This is a genomic window from Mogibacterium diversum (genome assembly GCF_938028775.1).
GTDB classification, from domain to species: domain Bacteria; phylum Bacillota; class Clostridia; order Peptostreptococcales; family Anaerovoracaceae; genus Mogibacterium; species Mogibacterium diversum_A.
This window is the reverse complement of record NZ_CALIZG010000017.1, coordinates 106,948-125,006: the sequence shown is the minus strand read 5'-3', so window position 1 is coordinate 125,006 and position 18,059 is coordinate 106,948. Positions and strand designations below refer to the sequence as shown.

19 protein-coding genes are annotated in these 18,059 nt (G+C 40.9%); 2 read left to right on the top strand and 17 right to left on the bottom strand.

The window, feature by feature from the left end:
• The 7 genes from Q7O90_RS04360 to Q7O90_RS04330 all read right to left on the bottom strand — a co-directional run.
• The coding region (locus tag Q7O90_RS04360; protein WP_304127940.1) for a GTP-binding protein at positions 1-889 on the bottom strand (889 nt) is incomplete at its 3' end.
• 15 nt (positions 890-904) lie between these two features.
• Entirely contained in the window at positions 905-976 is a 72-nt protein-coding gene (locus tag Q7O90_RS04355; protein ID WP_230373340.1) for a tetracycline resistance protein, read from the bottom strand.
• 289 nt (positions 977-1,265) lie between these two features.
• Positions 1,266-1,415, bottom strand: coding sequence for a conjugal transfer protein (locus Q7O90_RS08250; RefSeq protein ID WP_442929244.1), 150 nt, complete (start codon positions 1,413-1,415; stop codon positions 1,266-1,268).
• Positions 1,416-1,728: 313 nt separating this feature from the next.
• Positions 1,729-2,520: a HEAT repeat domain-containing protein gene (locus Q7O90_RS04345; protein WP_304127937.1), complete on the bottom strand. Its 792-nt coding sequence runs from the start codon at positions 2,518-2,520 to the stop codon at positions 1,729-1,731.
• 125 nt (positions 2,521-2,645) lie between these two features.
• A complete protein-coding gene (locus tag Q7O90_RS04340) occupies positions 2,646-3,575 on the bottom strand; it encodes a diacylglycerol/lipid kinase family protein (RefSeq protein ID WP_304127935.1) in 930 nt (309 codons plus the stop codon).
• 73 nt (positions 3,576-3,648) lie between these two features.
• Entirely contained in the window at positions 3,649-4,728 is a 1,080-nt protein-coding gene (locus tag Q7O90_RS04335; RefSeq protein WP_304127934.1) for a YihY/virulence factor BrkB family protein, read from the bottom strand.
• Positions 4,706-5,311 carry an XTP/dITP diphosphatase gene (locus tag Q7O90_RS04330; protein WP_304127931.1) on the bottom strand — a complete coding sequence of 202 codons (606 nt, stop codon included), beginning with the start codon at positions 5,309-5,311 and terminating at the stop codon, positions 4,706-4,708. The genes Q7O90_RS04335 and Q7O90_RS04330 overlap by 23 nt, the downstream gene beginning before the upstream one ends.
• Positions 5,312-5,523: 212 nt before the next feature.
• On the opposite strand from Q7O90_RS04330, the gene Q7O90_RS04325 reads away from it, so the two are divergent.
• A complete protein-coding gene (locus Q7O90_RS04325) occupies positions 5,524-6,483 on the top strand; it encodes an AEC family transporter (RefSeq protein ID WP_304127928.1) in 960 nt (319 codons plus the stop codon).
• Here the strand turns inward: Q7O90_RS04325 and scfB are convergent.
• The 8 genes from scfB to hydE form a co-directional block, all read right to left on the bottom strand.
• Complete coding sequence (scfB, locus tag Q7O90_RS04320; protein ID WP_273279626.1) at positions 6,475-7,866, bottom strand: thioether cross-link-forming SCIFF peptide maturase; 1,392 nt, start codon at positions 7,864-7,866, stop codon at positions 6,475-6,477. The genes Q7O90_RS04325 and scfB overlap by 9 nt on opposite strands.
• 105 nt (positions 7,867-7,971) lie before the next feature.
• Positions 7,972-8,121: a six-cysteine ranthipeptide SCIFF gene (gene scfA, locus Q7O90_RS04315; protein ID WP_106057136.1), complete on the bottom strand. Its 150-nt coding sequence runs from the start codon at positions 8,119-8,121 to the stop codon at positions 7,972-7,974.
• A gap of 136 nt (positions 8,122-8,257) precedes the next feature.
• Positions 8,258-9,673 (bottom strand): universal stress protein, encoded by a 1,416-nt coding sequence (locus Q7O90_RS04310; RefSeq protein WP_304127922.1) that lies wholly within the window; start codon positions 9,671-9,673, stop codon positions 8,258-8,260.
• Between the two features lie 106 nt (positions 9,674-9,779).
• Complete coding sequence (locus tag Q7O90_RS04305; protein ID WP_304127920.1) at positions 9,780-10,874, bottom strand: hypothetical protein; 1,095 nt, start codon at positions 10,872-10,874, stop codon at positions 9,780-9,782.
• A gap of 91 nt (positions 10,875-10,965) precedes the next feature.
• Positions 10,966-12,396: an acetate--CoA ligase family protein gene (locus tag Q7O90_RS04300; RefSeq protein ID WP_304127917.1), complete on the bottom strand. Its 1,431-nt coding sequence runs from the start codon at positions 12,394-12,396 to the stop codon at positions 10,966-10,968.
• 31 nt (positions 12,397-12,427) lie between these two features.
• Entirely contained in the window at positions 12,428-13,441 is a 1,014-nt protein-coding gene (gene gap / locus Q7O90_RS04295; RefSeq protein WP_304127914.1) for a type I glyceraldehyde-3-phosphate dehydrogenase, read from the bottom strand.
• 38 nt (positions 13,442-13,479) lie between these two features.
• Positions 13,480-14,592, bottom strand: a complete 1,113-nt coding sequence (locus Q7O90_RS04290; RefSeq protein ID WP_304127912.1) for an Ldh family oxidoreductase — start codon at positions 14,590-14,592, stop codon at positions 13,480-13,482.
• Positions 14,593-14,713: 121 nt separating this feature from the next.
• On the bottom strand, positions 14,714-15,772 hold the full coding sequence (gene hydE / locus Q7O90_RS04285) for a [FeFe] hydrogenase H-cluster radical SAM maturase HydE (RefSeq protein WP_304127909.1): 1,059 nt from the start codon (positions 15,770-15,772) through the stop codon (positions 14,714-14,716).
• 197 nt (positions 15,773-15,969) lie between these two features.
• On the opposite strand from hydE, the gene Q7O90_RS04280 reads away from it, so the two are divergent.
• Positions 15,970-16,404, top strand: a complete 435-nt coding sequence (locus Q7O90_RS04280) for a MarR family winged helix-turn-helix transcriptional regulator (protein ID WP_330603816.1) — start codon at positions 15,970-15,972, stop codon at positions 16,402-16,404.
• 158 nt (positions 16,405-16,562) lie between these two features.
• On the opposite strand, the gene Q7O90_RS04275 is transcribed toward Q7O90_RS04280, so the two are convergent.
• Positions 16,563-17,393, bottom strand: a complete 831-nt coding sequence (locus Q7O90_RS04275; protein WP_304127907.1) for a patatin-like phospholipase family protein — start codon at positions 17,391-17,393, stop codon at positions 16,563-16,565.
• 29 nt (positions 17,394-17,422) lie between these two features.
• Positions 17,423-18,031: a histidine phosphatase family protein gene (locus tag Q7O90_RS04270; RefSeq protein WP_304127904.1), complete on the bottom strand. Its 609-nt coding sequence runs from the start codon at positions 18,029-18,031 to the stop codon at positions 17,423-17,425.
• Positions 18,032-18,059: the final 28 nt, after the last annotated feature.

Below are 18,059 nucleotides of genomic sequence, written 5' to 3'. Positions count from 1 at the left end.
AAGTATACATTTCTGTAATTTTTATTTTTTCCTTTTCCGATATTCTAACCGAATCCCGCAAATGCAGGACACCGCCATAAAGGCGTACATATGCAAGACGTTGTCTTTCTTCCGAATATTCAATTTTGAAGACATTTCCGCAAAGTTCAGACTTCTTTCTGTATGTTGATGAATAAAATTTATTTGTTATCACTTCTATAAGCTGCTCAATCCCTATATTGCTTTTTGCACTTCCGTGATAAACAGGGTACAAGGAGCAATTCTGAAATCTTCTGATTTCCTCTTGTTCGAGTTCCAATGCTTCTAATGATTTCCCAAGTATATATTTCTCCAAAAGGTAATCATTTCCTTCTATTACCGTATCCCATTGTTCAGATTCCGTACAGCTCATCACACACATATTAGGGTGCAGTTCTACTTTCTGTTTGATTATAATTTCCATAGAAAGTTTCTCTTTAATATCTTGATAAACCGTTGATAAATCAATCCCATTTTGGTCAATCTTATTGATAAAAAAGATTGTGGGAATACCCATTTTATTTAGTGCATGAAATAATATCCGAGTTTGTGCTTGTACTCCATCTCTCGCAGAAATTAGTAGGATTGCCCCATCTAAAACTGATAACGAGCGATATACTTCTGCTAAAAAATCCATATGTCCTGGAGTATCTATGATGTTTACCTTAATATCTTTCCACTGAAAAGAGGTTACTGCTGTCTGAATTGTAATTCCTCGCTGACGTTCTAAAAATGTAGTATCCGTTCTTGTTGTGCCTCTATCCACGCTTCCTGACTCCGCAATCGCTCCACTAGTATATAGTAAGCTTTCTGTCAAAGTAGTTTTTCCTGCGTCAACATGAGCTAAAACACCTATATTAATAATTTTCATGTGATTTTCCTCCATTCAAAAGCCAAAAAGGCATAAAAAATCCCAGTGACAGATACTCTTATCACTGGGAAATAAATGCACAATCATAAGCATACAGATATTTTCTGTATACTTCATAATCACATGATAAAAGTATTCTTAAACTGGGCACAAAAAACTAACCCCTCCTAAAAAGGGACATCTAATTATTTGTTCCCACTATCAAATTGACAGTTTATTTAAGAATACCTTGCCGCATATTTATTAACTCCTTTTATATACTTACATTAACATTAGCACATAAGAGTACATTTGTAAAGATATATCCGATTTTTTGTCAAAGGAGAACGTGGTTACAAAATAGCAGTTACAAATAGCTATAACCATGTACTAAAAGTTATTTTATAATCTTCCAGTTATTTCCTACCTTTTCTAGCACCAAATCAAATTGAGATACTTGCGTTGCTTTGGTCTGCTGGTCGAGATACTTTACTGCCAGTGATACCGTGACTTGATTATCCTTGCGATTATAAATAGGATTTACCAATTCTTGAAAGACATAATCTTTTCTGATCGGCTTCAAAATCCCAGCTTGTATGTGCTAGAGTATTTTTGTCGTCCATGACGGCAACCTCCTTTGTTATTTGATATGGTTGGCGAACCAACATCATGATAACATTGGAGGGTTTTTTCTTGAAGCTAAAGCTATCCTAATCACACCGGCATAGCCGGTGGTTTATTGATTCACCTCGCTATCGCTTGGCGAATCCACTGCTAAAGCAGAACCAACACAAACTGCTGGCAGATGTGTAACGCATCTGCCAGCAGTTTTAAATTCTTAATCAGATTAGTAATTTTGATTACTTCCGTAAAAAACGCACAGCTGTTTTTCTCGCTTTCTCGATTGCTGCAGTTTCTTCACTTTCTACAGCGGATGAAGATATCCATCTTTTTCCAAATATGGTTTGCGCCGCTTCTATCATAATTCCCAAGGTATATAAATCCATTTCACTAGAAATCCCTTCGAGAAATGATAATATAGTTCTTTCCTGTAACTCTTCTATTTTAACACGATGAAACATCATCTGCATAAGGCTAGATGCAGACCACGCTCGGCAAAGAGCTTCCTCATCACAGAGCAACTGATGCGCAAGCAGTTCAATTTCATTCGATGCTCCTATAAAGCCAATGGCAATGATGACTTTACAACGAAGGTTATCATCATTTGTATCTAAAAGCGAAACAAGAATATCACAGGCTTTATTACAAAACGGTAGATAAAATTCTCTATGCTTTAATTGCGATAATGCTTTTGCCAATAGATAAGCTGTGTATACTTTTACTTTTTCATCTATATTTTCATCCAGTTTCCCAAATAAAAGTACTATCCCTTCTCTGTCATGTTTATAAAAACCATTTTCAAGATATAGATTTAAATTCTGTTCCCAGTCTTTGATAATAAGTTCATAGTGATATGAAATTTCATTACTTTCTGCTAAGTCGGCTGCGAATTTTATCCTCATGCCGGAATCGAAATTATTACTTTCCAACTCAATATAGGATTTTTCTAAATCTGCCCTTGTAAGGTTACTACGACGAGTTTTTTCGTCATTTATGTCCTTCTTTATTTTATCAACTGCTTCTGCTGCCATTACTTCCCTTTCTTCTTGACCTAAAGTGCACCTAACAACCGTCTCTGTGTATTCGATCACCTATCAAGTCTAATTGCGTAAAAAAGAGGTTCCAAAAATTAAGAACCTCTTCCAGAAATCAATCTCTAAACCAAAATATTTACCGCATCACAGATTGTCTCAATCTTGATATCACTTTCGCCCTCCTTATACTCTCCGTCGAGAGTCCACGGAATGTCGGAGCTCATCTCAAACCGGACAGTCTTTGCGCTATAGAATGCAATATCCTTAGTGTCTAAATCATTTGCCAGCAGTGACCTTGCAATCGAATTCACATCTAACAGGTTTTTAGGTGACTTGATTAGCAGCACCTCCATCAGTCCGTCATTCATATCTACTCTGAATGAATCGAGCTTAAGCACTCCGCCTACAGATGTCGCATTGCATACAGCACCAAATACCAGGTCCTCTTCAATAACGCGTTCAGTCGGAAGTCCCTCGTCTGTGATAACCTTTACATGTTGGGATTTAATATTAACTATGTCCTTGATTCCTTGTAGCACATATGCAGTGTGCCCAAGTATATTCTTAAGGTTCTGCGGCACTGAATAAGATGTGCTTGTAAAAGCTCCAAACGAGGCCACATATGAGAAGTAGCGCCCATTAAACGAACCTACATCAAGCGTAATCGACTCATCATTTGCAATAGCTTTTGCTGCTCCAATGATATTCTTCGACAATCCGATGCTAGCCCCAAAGTCATTAGTGCTACCAGCAGGAATATATCCGACCTTGCACTTAGCCCCCGAAGATATAATGCCATCGATCATCTCGTTATAAGTACCATCTCCACCTGCACAAGCAACCACATCGTAATCATTGGCGTATAGATGTGCAAATTCTCTTGCGTCACCTGATTTTGTTGTCACCAGCACACTGGTTAAACACCCGGCATCAGAAAATATCTGCAGGATATCACTTAAATTCTTGCTCGCCTGCATAGTGCCTGCACGAGGATTTAGAATAAATAGCAGTTTCTTTCTATCGATAGTTTCAATAATATTAAATCCTTCCATATCGTTCACCTCAAGTTAACCTGAGACTATAGCCCCACCAATTTATAAGAATTATATCACCAGTACACACAAGCTACAGCTTGCGGTGCGCCTTTCGCTGCTTTTCTTTACGAAGCTCTTCTTCGTAGCCTTTGACAAATTTACGGCTTAACTTAACTGCAATTGTTTCTAGTTCAGCGCCGCAATTATCATCACCCGATATAATGTATCTCTTTGATTTTTCCTCTCCAAGTAGCATCGACTTCTTCTCTATATACTCAATCATCTTTTCATGACTCAGTCTATTCCGCTGCATGACTTCATCCCATGCCTTATTGAACATCATCCCGACGCACAGTATCCACGAAATTATATAGAACCACAGCATCAGAGCGACAATCGACGCGAATGCACCGTACAGAATGTCGTAATTTACCGAGTAACTGATGTAATTCGCATATATCGTGGTCGCAATCAAAAGTCCGAATGACGAGAACACTGCCCCCGGAAGTATCGCTCTAATCGGTACTCTTACAAGTGGTAATATATAATAATTTAAAGTAATCATGGCGAAGAAAGATATTGCTACAATCGGCAGCTTTAGTGCAATAAGAGCTCTTGCAAGGATACCACCATTAAATAACTTGTAAAATATATCTTCTCCATATACGAATACGACAAGTGTAAATGCTACTGCAAAAATAGTAATTGCGGCTGTGGGAACAGCTTTCAGCCTCTCTGCAAAGAAGTTGAATTTATAAGCACCTTCAGTCAGCGTATAACTCGTCAATCTAGAGAGCGAGAACTCCAAGGCAGAAGCTGACCAAAGCGCTAAGAAAATCATGATGAAGTTACCTAGCCTCACAGATGAAGCGGAAAATAGCCCCATTACGAACCCGCTAAGCTGCGAATCAACATTATGATTGAGCCAGTTCTTTATAATATCTAATGATAAGTCAAAAACTCCTAGTACCTGTGAAAGCACTATGAGTGTTGGAACGCTGGCCATGAAGAAGTAATACGCAACCTGTGCGGCAAAACCCGCATAATACTGGTCGTCGAACTGTCTGAATATGTGAAAGACAATTTTAATAAAATTGTCTTTATTCAGGCGAACTTTCTTTTTCTTCTCCTTGTCAATAATATTTGAATTATTTTCTGTCTCTTTGTTCATTGATAAGTTCCTCTAGCTTCAGAAGCGACTTAGCCCTATGGCTAATTCTGTTCTTGAGCTCTGCAGGCAGCTCACCAAAAGTCTGATTATATCCTTTTGGAATAAATATCGGATCGTACCCGAAGCCATTCTCGCCACGCATCTCCTCAGAAATGGAACCTTCGCACTCTCCACGAGCTACAAGCTTAGTTCCATCTGGATATATAAGCGTAATCACTGACACAAAACGAGCCCCTCTTTCTTCAGTTGGGATACCGTCCATTAATTGAAGTAGTTTTACATTGTTGTCATGCGGAGTACAGCCTTCACCAGCAAATCGCGCTGAATAAACACCCGGCTTTCCTCCAATGCAATCAACGGCTATACCGCTATCATCTGCAACTACTATCCCGTCGCACTGTTTAGCAATCGCAGAAGCCTTTATGTAAGAGTTTTCTTCAAAAGTTGTGCCAGTTTCTTCTATTTCATCCTTTGGCAAGCCCATCTCATCACGCGAGATAACAACCATGCCAAACTTAGAGAATATGTCGCGCATCTCACGAATTTTCCCTTCGTTCTGCGTCGCCAAAATCACTTTGTCCATCTACATCTCCTTAACAATACCCATTTTTTTGAAATAAAAGTCCGATTCACCTAAGAAGCCTCGGTCTCTTATTCTCAAAAATCATAGTAATTATACCATAACGAACTGCTTATTTATGTATTTTATCTTGGTTCACAAATAAAACACGGCGTATTTTGTTAATGACGAATTTTTGGTATTATATTACTTGTAAAAGAAAGGACAATAGCGCTATGCAATTAATAGCTTCAAAAGTTTTTGTTATATTTTTATATATAGCTATAGGTTTTGCTGCAAATAAGCTTCGTATATTAGGAACAGACTCAATAAATCACTTGATTTCACTAGTTTTGAACATTACGACTCCATGCCTTTTGATTTATTCAATCTGCGGTCAATCTATATGCCCTGATACACTTTCAAACACGATTATTATTATAATTCTCTCAATATTTATGTTCATTGTTTTTGGTGCAATATCGGTTAGAATCTCCAGATTATTTAGCAAGAAAAACAACGATCAGCAAAATGTCTTATCGGTAGCTATGGTTACCTGCAATTCAGGTTTTATGGGCTTTCCTATCGCTCGCTCAGTATTTGGTCAAGTTGTGCTTTATTATTCAGTAGTCCAGAATATCGCATGTAACTTATACCTATTTATAGGCTGCATGATTCAGATGAACCTAGGTGAAAGCAAAGATGGCTCTGGTAAGATTAGAGCTATAAGCAAAGAGACAATTATCAAGCCGTTCAAAAACGTCGTGACAATCGTCTCAATCTGTTCCGTAATTGTTCTATTTTCTGGTATCAGGATTCCTGCCCCTGCCATGAATTTCCTATCATCTATCGGAGAAACAACTGTTCCGTTATCCATGATTATAATCGGTATCCAACTCGGCGATTGCAAACTCAGAGGTCTTATCACAGACAAAGAGTTAATTGTTTCTAGCCTCGTATGTCTAGTGCTAGAGCCAGCACTGGCGATTGTCACAATTTGGTTTTTACCGCTAGCTAACGTCTTAAAACTCACTATAGCTCTTTCATTTACATATCCTAGCGCTGTTCTCAGTGTAGCTTTAGCGGCTGCTGAACACAAGGACACTAAACTTATGTCAGAAGCCGTTGCCATGTCCACGATGATGTCGATGATTACACTTCCAGTATGGATTATAGTTATCGGTCACTTATTCTGATATTCTGTCGATGCCGAGCTCTTCTTCGGCTACCTTTAGCATGAGCGCACACTCAATTCTCTTTTTGTGAAGCTCACACCCAAAGTCGTAAACCTTGTTGATATCTCCATTAGTATGAAGATTATTCGCTGCACATCCACCAGAGCAATATAACTTGGCAAAACAACCACGGCACTTATCTCTAGTGTATAGGTTGTTATTGTATCTAAAACCGTCTATTATTTCCTGCTTTTCTATCCCATCATAGACATTTCCGACCTTGTAATCATCATCTCCCACGAACTGATGACACGGATAAAGGTCTCCAGACGGTGTAACTGCAAGGTATTCCGTACCTACACCGCATCCGCTAACGCGCTTATAAATACAAGGTCCTCCCGTAAGATCCACTGTGTAATGATAGAAGTTAAACCCCTCGCCTCTCTTTTCTCTCTCTAGCATCTCAATGGCTAGTTTCTCATACTGCGCCTTCAAGATATCCAGATCTTCCTCATGAAGAGCATAATCGGTGCTAGGATCGCTGACAACAGGCTCTATACTGGTTTCTTTAAATCCAAGATCCGCCATAGCTAGCACATCTTCAGCAAAATCCTTATTATGTGCAGTATACGTTCCACGCATATAATACTGTTTCTGTCCCCTATCCTCAGCCAGGCTCTTAAATTTTTCTATAATCTTGTCATACGTACCTTTGCCATCTTTGCTCGTACGCATGAAGTCGTGTGTCTTTCGGCGTCCGTCCATGCTCAGAACAACATTGCTACATTCTCTATCTGCGAATTCGATTACATCGTCATCAATCAGTACACCATTTGTAGTAAGCGTAAAATTAAAGTGCTTGTTATGCGTCTTCTCGAGCTCTCTTCCATACGCAACGAGTTCTTTGCATACGTCCCAGTTCAAAAGTGGCTCGCCACCAAAGAAATCAACTTCAAGATTCTTACGGCTTCCGGAATTTTCGACCAGGAAGTCAAGTGCCTGCTTACCAACTTCAAGAGACATGATTCCCGCTTTGCCACTGTACTCACCTTTACCCGCAAAACAGTATTTGCAGTCCATATTACATCCATGTGCGACGTGGAGACAGATTGCTTTGAGCACAGACTGTTTAGCTTTTAAATCGCCCGCAATCTCCTCAAATGGGTCATCTGAGAAAAGCAGCTTCTCCGCCTTAAGTTCCTCGATATCAGCTATTGTCTCATCGACATCACTATCTGCAACTGAACCGTACTTAGCTTTTATCTCATCTATGATTTCCTCTCTAGGCACACCTTTGTCATACAAGGCGATTATATCGTAGGCTACCTCATCTACAGAGTGAACAGCTCCGCTATTCACATCCATCACTATGTTATATCCGTTTAATTTATACTGATGTATCATTTACTCTTGTACCATACCTTATAAAATTCATTTCGTTAATCTTCAATAATCGGGGAAATAGCTCAAACAATAAAAAAGCGCTGCAATAAGCAGCGCTTTCAGTTACTATTTGTTCTTAGCCTGCTCGCAATGCTGATTAGCAACGCTGCATGAAGTCTTGCTTGCGGACTGGCAAGATGTCTGGCACTCACCGCATCCACCAGAAAGTGTTGACTTTGCCATATTTCTTGTTGAAATTGTCTTAATTCTGCTCATTACGTTATCCTCCTAATTACTCGTTATAGAATATCAAATACGCTTAAAACTGTCAATCCTGACACAGTTATTTGCATTTCATAATCATACTTCTGAATATACTCTGATTTTGAAAGTATATATTTATCTTTATTACTTACTCCTGAGATTCTTCGGACTTCGCTTCAAGTTCATCAAGCGCCTTGATGAGCTCAACTGCATCAATGGCACCTGTAGCACAAAGTTTCTCGATAGCTGCAATCGTGTCCTTTGAACCTTTAGGTGTAGATTCAAGCTCTTTCTCTAGATCACTCAAGTCTAAAGTTTCTGAACTTTCTTCAGTTTCTTCGGTTTCTTCAGTTTCTACACTATCTGCACCTGTTCTATCTTCAGATTCAGATGTCTCGACCGCTTCTTCTGAAACCACTAATTCAGTTGTTTCTGATTCAGCTTGCTCAGATGCACCAGCCTCTGATTCAGTTGCTTCTGATTCATCAGCATCTAGTTCAGCTACTTTCGATTCATTCGCCTCTGGTTCAGTTACCTCTACATGTTCAGCTTCTGCAGATTCAACTGAATCTGCAGAGTTAAGAATCTCGGTAGCTTCCTCCGCGTTCACGCTAGAATCATTTGATACTTCCGCCCCAGGCACTTTTTCAAGAACCGATTCGTCAGTAACGGCATCGGCATTGGATACCAAAGCTTCTTTTACATCAGAAGATTTGTCATTATCAGTCTTATCGACATCCGTTCTGTCCTGAATCTCGCTTGATTCAGATGCAGAATGTGAGTTTAGAGCTCTCTTATCAGCTGTAATCTCATAGTCGAACACAGCTTCAGTCTTCATGCTACGATTTAATATTCTGATTCTATCGGCCATCTTGCCATCTCCAGTAGCATTGACTGGAATCTGAATCGATACCCCTGCTTCGATCTCATATACCTCTTGTTGACCGTTTGTTGGTGGTAAATCCCACTCCTTAGTAACAGCATTAAACGACCTATGAAGGAATCTAACTCTTCCTCTCTTAACATCGATGTGATATATCACATCACCCTTTACACTAGGAATTAAGCATTCGCTCTGCTTTAGGCTGAGCTGCCCACGAAGAGCAACAGTCCCCTTTGCTCTCTTATAAATAGCACCTCTATACTCTTGAATCTTTTTTGTCTCCGACTCTTTGACTATCATCACATCGCACTGTGCATGCCTAATGATGTATGATGCCGTAAGCCCTATAGTGCTACCTGCGCCTGGCTTCGTAGATTTTGTCATGACAATCATCTCTGCGCCAAATTCCTTTGCCGCTTCGATAACTCTAGCTCCGGCACGACCTACTGCAGATCTCGTTATGACACTATATTTATCTATTGTCCTGGCAATAGAATTGAGTTTCTTGTCGAGCTCCTCTCGAATCTCTGCTTCCTCACCGAGAGAGAGCGCATATCCTGTATTTTCACGCACCATAACGAGCACAACCTCGAAAGCCTTCGGCGAAAACGTGGTTTTAAGCTGCTCAAGCGCTATTAAACTCCTAGGTGAACCATCAACTGGCACAAGAATTCTCTTCATCAAATCACCCTTACTACTTTCTAATAAGTGCATTAATATCCCATTTAAATATACAAATTAATTATACATTTTAGCGATATTAAAATCAAACTAAAGGGTGGCTAAACTATTTCAGCCACTTGTTTTTGGTCATTATCATCTCCTGAATAGCCATATATAACAGCAGGTATTCGTCATCCAGACTGCAGATTAGGCTATTTTCAGTGAGCACATCTTCTTCGAAAGCAATTCTCGCATTTCCTGCAATCACGGCCTTCCTCACACTATCTATCGTGATGATGTAATTACAGCTAAGATTTGCCTTTCGCACAGCTCTAAATCCCTCTATATAAACACGTCCATCGCTCGTCTCAAGAAAGTATGAATCACTATCGCTTTCAGTGTCTCTGTACAGAGTTCCATATTCTTCACCTGACATATAGAACTTAAATCCGTTCTTTTCGGCTTTTGCAGATCCTGTAACCTGAGCGAGCATTTCACCAGTTTCTTCAATTGATTCATCACCTTCAGGTATCTCGTAGATTCTCACATCGAGAGGCTCATTTATCGTTCTCACATAGGTATACTCATTATCATCACCATCTCTATACAAACAGTCCGTGCTATTTGCATAGAAAAATTTAAATTTGCCCAGTGACTTAACAGCTGAATTGTCGCCAGCTTTGATTTTTTTTATTATTTCCGTTAAATCGTCAACCAAAACAGCACTCATCAGCTTCCAGCTAGCAAAATGCGAATAAGTTTTAGGATTAACCGTCATGCTCTTCGTGTCCAGGACATCTTTAAAATGGATTTCATTATCCGCATTTCTCACGATATGACTGAGTTCCGTGCCACTTTTAACGATAATATTATTTTTTTTATCCTTATAAATCGTAATATAGTCTTTGAATGGACTTGGTCCAAACATGATAGCATCTCCACTCGTAAAAGTGTTGCTCCCCATCCACGGACATCCTAAACATGTGTCAACAGAGCTTAGACATTCATAGATATGCTCTATAGTGATATCTTCACAGCCCTCAACGATTTTGTCATATAGGTTACGATCATTGTAGTGCTTTCCGCCTGTCGTCAGCCATATTGCCACTGCAAGTCCGACGAAAATACCACCTAAAATAAATTTCCCGACGGTGATTCCCATAATGCCCATAGCCAGGCATAGGGCCATAAGAATTCTGAAAAGTTTGTCTCCGTTCATACTCATTCCTTATAAGAGTGATGCAGGAACACCTGCATCACTCAAACACAACGCATTATCTCACTTTTAAAATTAGACTGTATTAGAGTCATTAAATATTTTTTATTAGCTTCTCTTTCTTGTTCATGATATGGCTATATTTTCTTAGTGCAACCATAGCATTCACCGCCTGCTCAGGTGTAGAGTAAGCAGGGATTCCTTTGTCTCTTAGTTTCATGATAGCTTCTCTGCACTCATTTCCACCCTGGCACTCCATTATGAATGGCTTTCCGAGATTCTTGTACTGTCTGTGAATATTAATTACAGTCTCAGTAATAGCCTCAACATCAGTTACTGCAGTTGGGCAAACGGAAATCAAAATTCCATCAACGTGCTCATCTCTATATGCCGTTTTAAGTGCACCACCATACATATCAGAGGTTGCTGTTCCGCTGATATCAACAGGGTTGAGAGGCGAACCGAATGCAGGCATGTAATTTCTGATATTCTCTCTAAGGTCTGATGAGATATCCTTTAGCTCCTTTAAAGGCATGCCCAGTCTCTCAAAATGGTCAGCTGCTAGAAGTCCTGCACCACCTCCATTTGTGATGATAACTACATTGTCACCTCTCAGCGGAGGGCAGTTACCTAAAGCGAGTGAAGTATCTAAGAACTCCTGCCATGTCTTCTCGCGGAGAACACCTGATTCCTCGAATAACTTATCGTACTCAGCATTTGAATGGCCCTGATTCTCAGATGCAGTATGAGCAAATGCAGCTTTAACACCTATTTCAGAAGAACCAACCTTTATTGCAGTAATCGGCTTCTCGCACTCAAGGCAAGCTTTTTTAAATGCTTCAGGGCTATCGAGAGCTTCGATGTAAACTGCGATGCACTTCGTATTAGGCTCTTTGTCTGCATACTTAATCATCTCGCAGAAATCAACATCAGCCTTGTTACCAAGTCCTACGAACATGCTGATTCCAAAGTGGTCAATCTGAGATGAGCCTAGCGCAGCTAGTAGGTTAGATCCTGACTGTGAGATTAATGCAACTGGTCCCTTGTTAGGTAGATATGGAATGAATCCGCAGTTGAAATCGTGGTACGGAGTTCCAATACCTACTAGGTTTGGTCCAATCAGCGGAAGTTCGTGTCCGCGACAGAACTCGGTTATCTCATTTTGCAGGTCACCGTTTCCAACTTCCTTAAAACCAGATGATGAAACTACCGCTATCTTAACGTTTTTCTCAACGCAGTCTTTTAGAGCATCGAAAACACCAGTTGCTGGTAGCGATACGAATGCTAGGTCAACATCACCAGGAACATCCTTTATATTCTGATATGCTGGAATTCCAGCAACTTCTGTAGCCTTAACATTGATAGGGTAAAGCTCTCCCTCATATCCACACTTTCTCAGTCCCTGGATTACCTTAAACCCAACCTTAGTCTCATTACGGCTAGCCCCTATTACAGCGATTGAGTTTGGCTTAAATGCGTACTCTAGTTTGTCTACGACGTATTGTCTTGCTTCTTTTACTTCCATTTTAATAATCCCCTCCTGCTTTGAAATAACCTTATAGCTTCGCCATGTAGCTTAGAGTTCTTATCAGCTGGCTTACATAGCTCATCTCATTGTCATACCATGCAACTACTCTGACTTCGTAGATATGCGTTCCGCACTTCTGAGCTAGCGTCTGAGTTGCATCAAACAATGAGCCATAGCTCATCCCGATAACATCTGTCGATACTATTTCATCCTCGTTGTAACCAAACGATGCATCCTGCGTGGCTTTCATTGCTGCATTGATGCCTTCTACTGATACTGAATCAGTCTCGTCCTTGAGGGTAGCATCTAGGATAGTAATGGATCCAGTAGCTACTGGAACTCGTTGCGCAGATCCAATGAGCTTTCCTGCAAGCTCCGGAATTACATTTCCAATCGCTTGCGCTGCCCCTGTGGTAGTAGGAACGATATTGATTGCCGCTGCTCTCGACCTCCTGAATTTAGACCCCTTATCCGGTGCATCGAGTATCTTCTGATTGCCAGTATAAGCATGTATGGTCGTCATAAATCCTGTACGCAATTCTCTATAATCAGCGAGCGCTTTTGCCATTGGAGCGAGGCAGTTCGTCGTACAAGACGCCCCTGAAACTATTCTGTCTTCAGAAGTCAGGATCTCGTGATTAACGCCATATACGATGGTCTTTAGATCATTTCCAGCAGGTGCTGAAATCAGGACCTTCTTGGCACCTGCATCCAGATGTGCCTTCGACTTCTCCTTAGATGTGTAGAACCCTGTGCATTCAAGCACGACATCTATTTCTAATTCTCCCCAAGGTAGCTTCCTAGCATCTGATTCCTTGTAAATAGTGATATTCTTACCATCAACTGTGATCGACTCATCGTCATTTTCCACAGTATGTCCCATATAAGTTCCCTGTACACTATCGTATTTTAGCAGGTATGCCAGCATATCGGGAGATGTTAGATCGTTGATTGCAACAACTTCGAATTCTTCCATCTCCATGACACGTCTGAATGCTAGTCTACCTATACGACCAAATCCATTGATAGCTAATCTAATCATATATAGCCCCCTTTAACACGTATTTAGTTGTAATTTATCTATTCAAACGGGAATTTGAAATCCATGCCTAGCGAGTCACGCACCTCGATAAACTCACGCTGTACATCCTCTCCCATTGGAACGCCTTTGTCTTTGCGGAATTCTTTTATATCCCACTCCTTCTCTCCAGCAGTGTATATTCTGTCATGACCAGGCGCTTTCTGAGACGCTCTAAGAGCTCTGAGTATATCGCCTGCAGTCTTCTCACACACCTCTCTGCCAATCATCGCTTCAGGATCAATTACGATGAAGAAATGTCCGAGGTGATAAGGTCTTAGTTCTCCGTTTTCGCCTACACACGTCAAGTTCTTGAGGAACATACCTCCAGAAAGCGCTGCCGATAGCAGTTCAACGGCTGTCGCATAACTGTAACCTTTATATCCGCCAAGCTCCTCGCCTATTCCGCCGAGTGGAGCCAGCGCAGCTTCCCTATTATTCAGTGCTTTCAAGATGTAAGATGTATCAGTCAGAGCTGAACCGTCTCTTCCGATAACCATTCCTGCCGGAGTATCCTTGCCGATGCGCTCGTAAAACTCTAGCTTTCCTCTCTGTGTTATAGATGTCGCACAGTCAATCAAGAATGGATATCCTTCATCCGTAGGAATTCCAATCGTAAGCGGATTTGTTCCAAGCATATTTTCCACACCGAATGTCGGTGCTATTGAAGGTCTTGCATTAGTTCCCGTGATCCCTATCATGCCTTCATCAGTCGCCATAGAAGTCCAGTATCCAGCGATACCGTAGTGCGATGAGTTACGAACGGCAACGCAGGCAGTTCCGTACTTCTTTGCCTTCTCGATAGCCATATCCATAGCCATCTTACTAGCAACCATTCCCATGCCATCGTTAGCATCAAGCACTGCGGTCGTAGGAGATTCTCTGATAATATCAACCTCTGTAACTGGATTAAGGATACCTTTGTTGATGCGGTCAACGTAAATAGGCTTGAATCTATTTACTCCATGACTTTCGATACCTCTCCTATCACTCTCCATTAGAACTTCAGCACAGATCTCGGCATCAGCCTCAGGAACTCCGAGTTCTGTAAATGCTTTTACCATAAAATCCTGCACAATATCCCAAGCTATATACGGACGAGTTTCTTTATCCATTAAGCACCTCCACAATGAATAAAACATACTGCAATATATTGTGAATCAGTCGATAATCAAATGATAACGCCTGATTTCATTCTTTATAAATCAACACAAACCAGCTGAGTTGATACGAAAATCACGTTCTATCCCAACCCTTGTAGTCTCCACGCGCTGTCACCGTCCTATACCCGATCTCCGCTAATCTCTCATCGAGCAACTGGCGACCTTCCGCTGCCTTGTCTTTAACCCCTACCTTGCCCTCATACAGAAGGTATTTACTTCTGGCATTTTCCGGGGAGAGACTCGGCATTATTACATTCGCGCCTGCAAGCACACCCTTTTCACGCCCCGTCTTATCGATGGTACCTAGTGCTGTTGTCGCTGGTAGCAGCGCTTTAGGGAACATTATCCTCATTATACTAAGGCAATAAAGTGTGAGCTCAAGTGTTCCGTCGGCCTCGTTCCTAAACGGTGTATCCTTATGGTGTATAAATGGTCCGATTCCTATCATATGGGGATTCAGCTTCTTTAAATACTCAAAATCGCTTGCCATCGTATCATAGGTCTGCCCCGGTGAACCAACCATGAAGCCAGCTCCGATTTGAAACCCAATATCCTTCAGTACTTCGAGACATCTCATGCGATTCTCTAGCGAAAGTGACTCTGGATGAAGGCGCCTATAATGATCAGTATCAGCAGTTTCATGCCTCAGCAGGTATCTATCTGCACCGGCCGCGAAATATCGCTCGTAGCTCTCGCGCCCCTTTTCTCCAATCGAAAGAGTTAACGCACAGTCGGGATAGTGCGACTTAATCGAAGAGATAATTTCACACATCATATCATCCGTAAAATATGGATCCTCTCCACCTTGTAGCACGAATGTTCTAAGCCCTATCTGATATCCTATCTCACAGCAGCTTAGGATTTCTTCAAGACTAAGCCTATATCTCTCAACGTTATCATTGCTCCGTCTAATACCGCAGTAATAGCAGTCATTTTTGCACGTGTTGGAATACTCTATGAGTCCTCGCAAAAATATATCGTGACCATAGTTACTAACTGCGATGCCCTGTGCTGTACTGCGTAGATACTCACGAACCTCATCATCTCTATCTGCAAGTAGCTCCACATATTCGTTATGTTCCAAAAGCCCGTCTTCAACAAGCTTGCGTGCTAGTCGCATAACTTCAGTCATTTTTCTAATCCCCCACTAGATATTTTAACACAATGAAATATTATAACAACAAAAGAAAATACTTGATTTTTTGAACGTTTGTACAAACAATTGTTGACACATATATTGCATTAGGCTAAAATCAAATTAAATTGTATGCAACAATATGTATATTTAGAGAATTGCATACAGTATATGCACAACTGGGAGGAAAACTGATGGACAAGTACGATAGCCTAAAGCTAGAAAATCAACTATGCTTTCCGCTGTACGCATGCTCTAAGGAGATAACTCGCAGATATAAGCCATTTCTGAGCAAGCTGGATCTCACATATACACAGTACATCACTATGATGGTACTATGGGAGACTCGCGAGCTGAGTGTTAAGGAACTCGGAGATAAACTTTTCCTTGATTCCGGCACTCTAACTCCACTTCTCAAGAAGCTTGAATCTAAGGGTTATCTAACTAGAAATCGTTCGGTAAAGGATGAACGCAATCTAATCATCAAGATTACGGACAAGGGTATGGCTCTCCGTGAGGAAGCGCTTGCCGTACCACAGGAGATTCGTTCATGTGTTAGTCTTACTGACGACGAAGCTGCAGCACTGTTCAAACTACTTCATAATTTCATGAATACAATCGAGCAGTAAGAGCGAGTTCAGGCGCTTACATTGAACAACATCAAAGAAATAGGCAGGAGCGAATGCTCCTGCCTATTTTCATAATCAGCTAATTTTCGAGTATATATCTATAATCGTGATGCCTTGACTTTGATCCACTTAATCTAATATCAATTAATATAATTTTGCTACTTTATGTCAGCATTTTTTGCCGCAACAAGGCCCTTTCTATATAGTGACTTAAGCATATTCACATCTCTAGTCAGAGTCTTGAGTTTCCCAATGCTCTCAGGTGCAATGATTTTTGCGACGCCTTCTTCCTCAAGCTTTTTAATAGCATCTAGCTGAGCATTGTAGGTTTCAGCTCTATGCTCAAGAAGCTCCGCCGCCTTAGGATATTGCCTGGCAAGTATCTGCGCCATCCGCTTGTCATTAGTATCCACTCGATATCCATCCTTAGGTCTAGTGAGTATTATCACAAGCTCATCGCATCCATCGTCTAATGCCTTCTGGTAAGGAATAGGGTCCGCAAGCCCTCCATCAAAATATTCAACTCCATCTATTTCATACGGTTTATTGACAACAGGCACCGAGCTAGAAGCATTTATCGGATCATAGTTATTCAAACTCAGATCATCTTTCGTAAAGTACTTCGTCTTACCTGTGTTTGCTTCTGCAGCCACTAATGTAAAGTCTGCAGGATTAGCCTTCAGCTTCTCGTAGTCAAGCGGATACTCACCGCTACTGTTTGAAAGTTCACCTGAAACGTAATCGAGATCCACATATGAGCCCGTCTTAAAGAAATTATCAAAGCTCATATATTGCTTACGCATCGAATACTCCGTATAAAACTCATAATTCCTATGCTGCTGTCCAGCAAGAAAGGACGATATATTCGCACAGCCTGCCGATACACCGTAACACTTATCAAAAGTTATTCCGTGCTCTAAAAAATAATCGAACACTCCTGCTCCAAATATATCGCGTGTACCGCCACCAACATCTATAACACCTCTCATGTCTTACCCCCTTTTATATAAAAAGTTCTCTATTTTACATATTTATCAGTTTCGATCTGAAGGTCATCCCTGATTTTAAGTTCCCATCCTTCAATATCGACTACTGTTACATTGCAGTTTCCGACGTGTTCCGTCCATAAATCACCGAATTCCATGCCTCTCATATATAGAAGCATCATGTGAATTGCCGTTCCGTGAGATACCGCCAGTATATTTCCTTCATCGTTCTCATCTCGCACCCTCTCAAGGAACCTCTTTACCCTGAATTTAAGAGTCTCTAGTGACTCGCCACCTTCTGGAGGCATGTAATTGCCCGGAGACAAAAATATATTGTTCTTACCACCCTGAAGTTCTTCATACTTTCGTCCTTCATTTATCCCGAAGTCAATTTCTGTGAGATCATCGTCTATTATAAACTTATCTCTAGTCTCCGAGGTAGCAATTTCTGCTGTTTTGATCGCTCTCTCTAGAGGGCTACAATAAATCTTGTCGAACTTAATGCCACGCTCGCGTAGCAGCTCTCCAACCTTCTCTGACTGAGCAATCCCAACATTATTCAGTTCTGTTTGCATATGACCCTGAAAACGCTTCTCGCTATTTAGGTCGGTCTGCCCATGTCTAAGAATATACAGCCTCATAACGAATTAACCTTTCTATTTTAATATA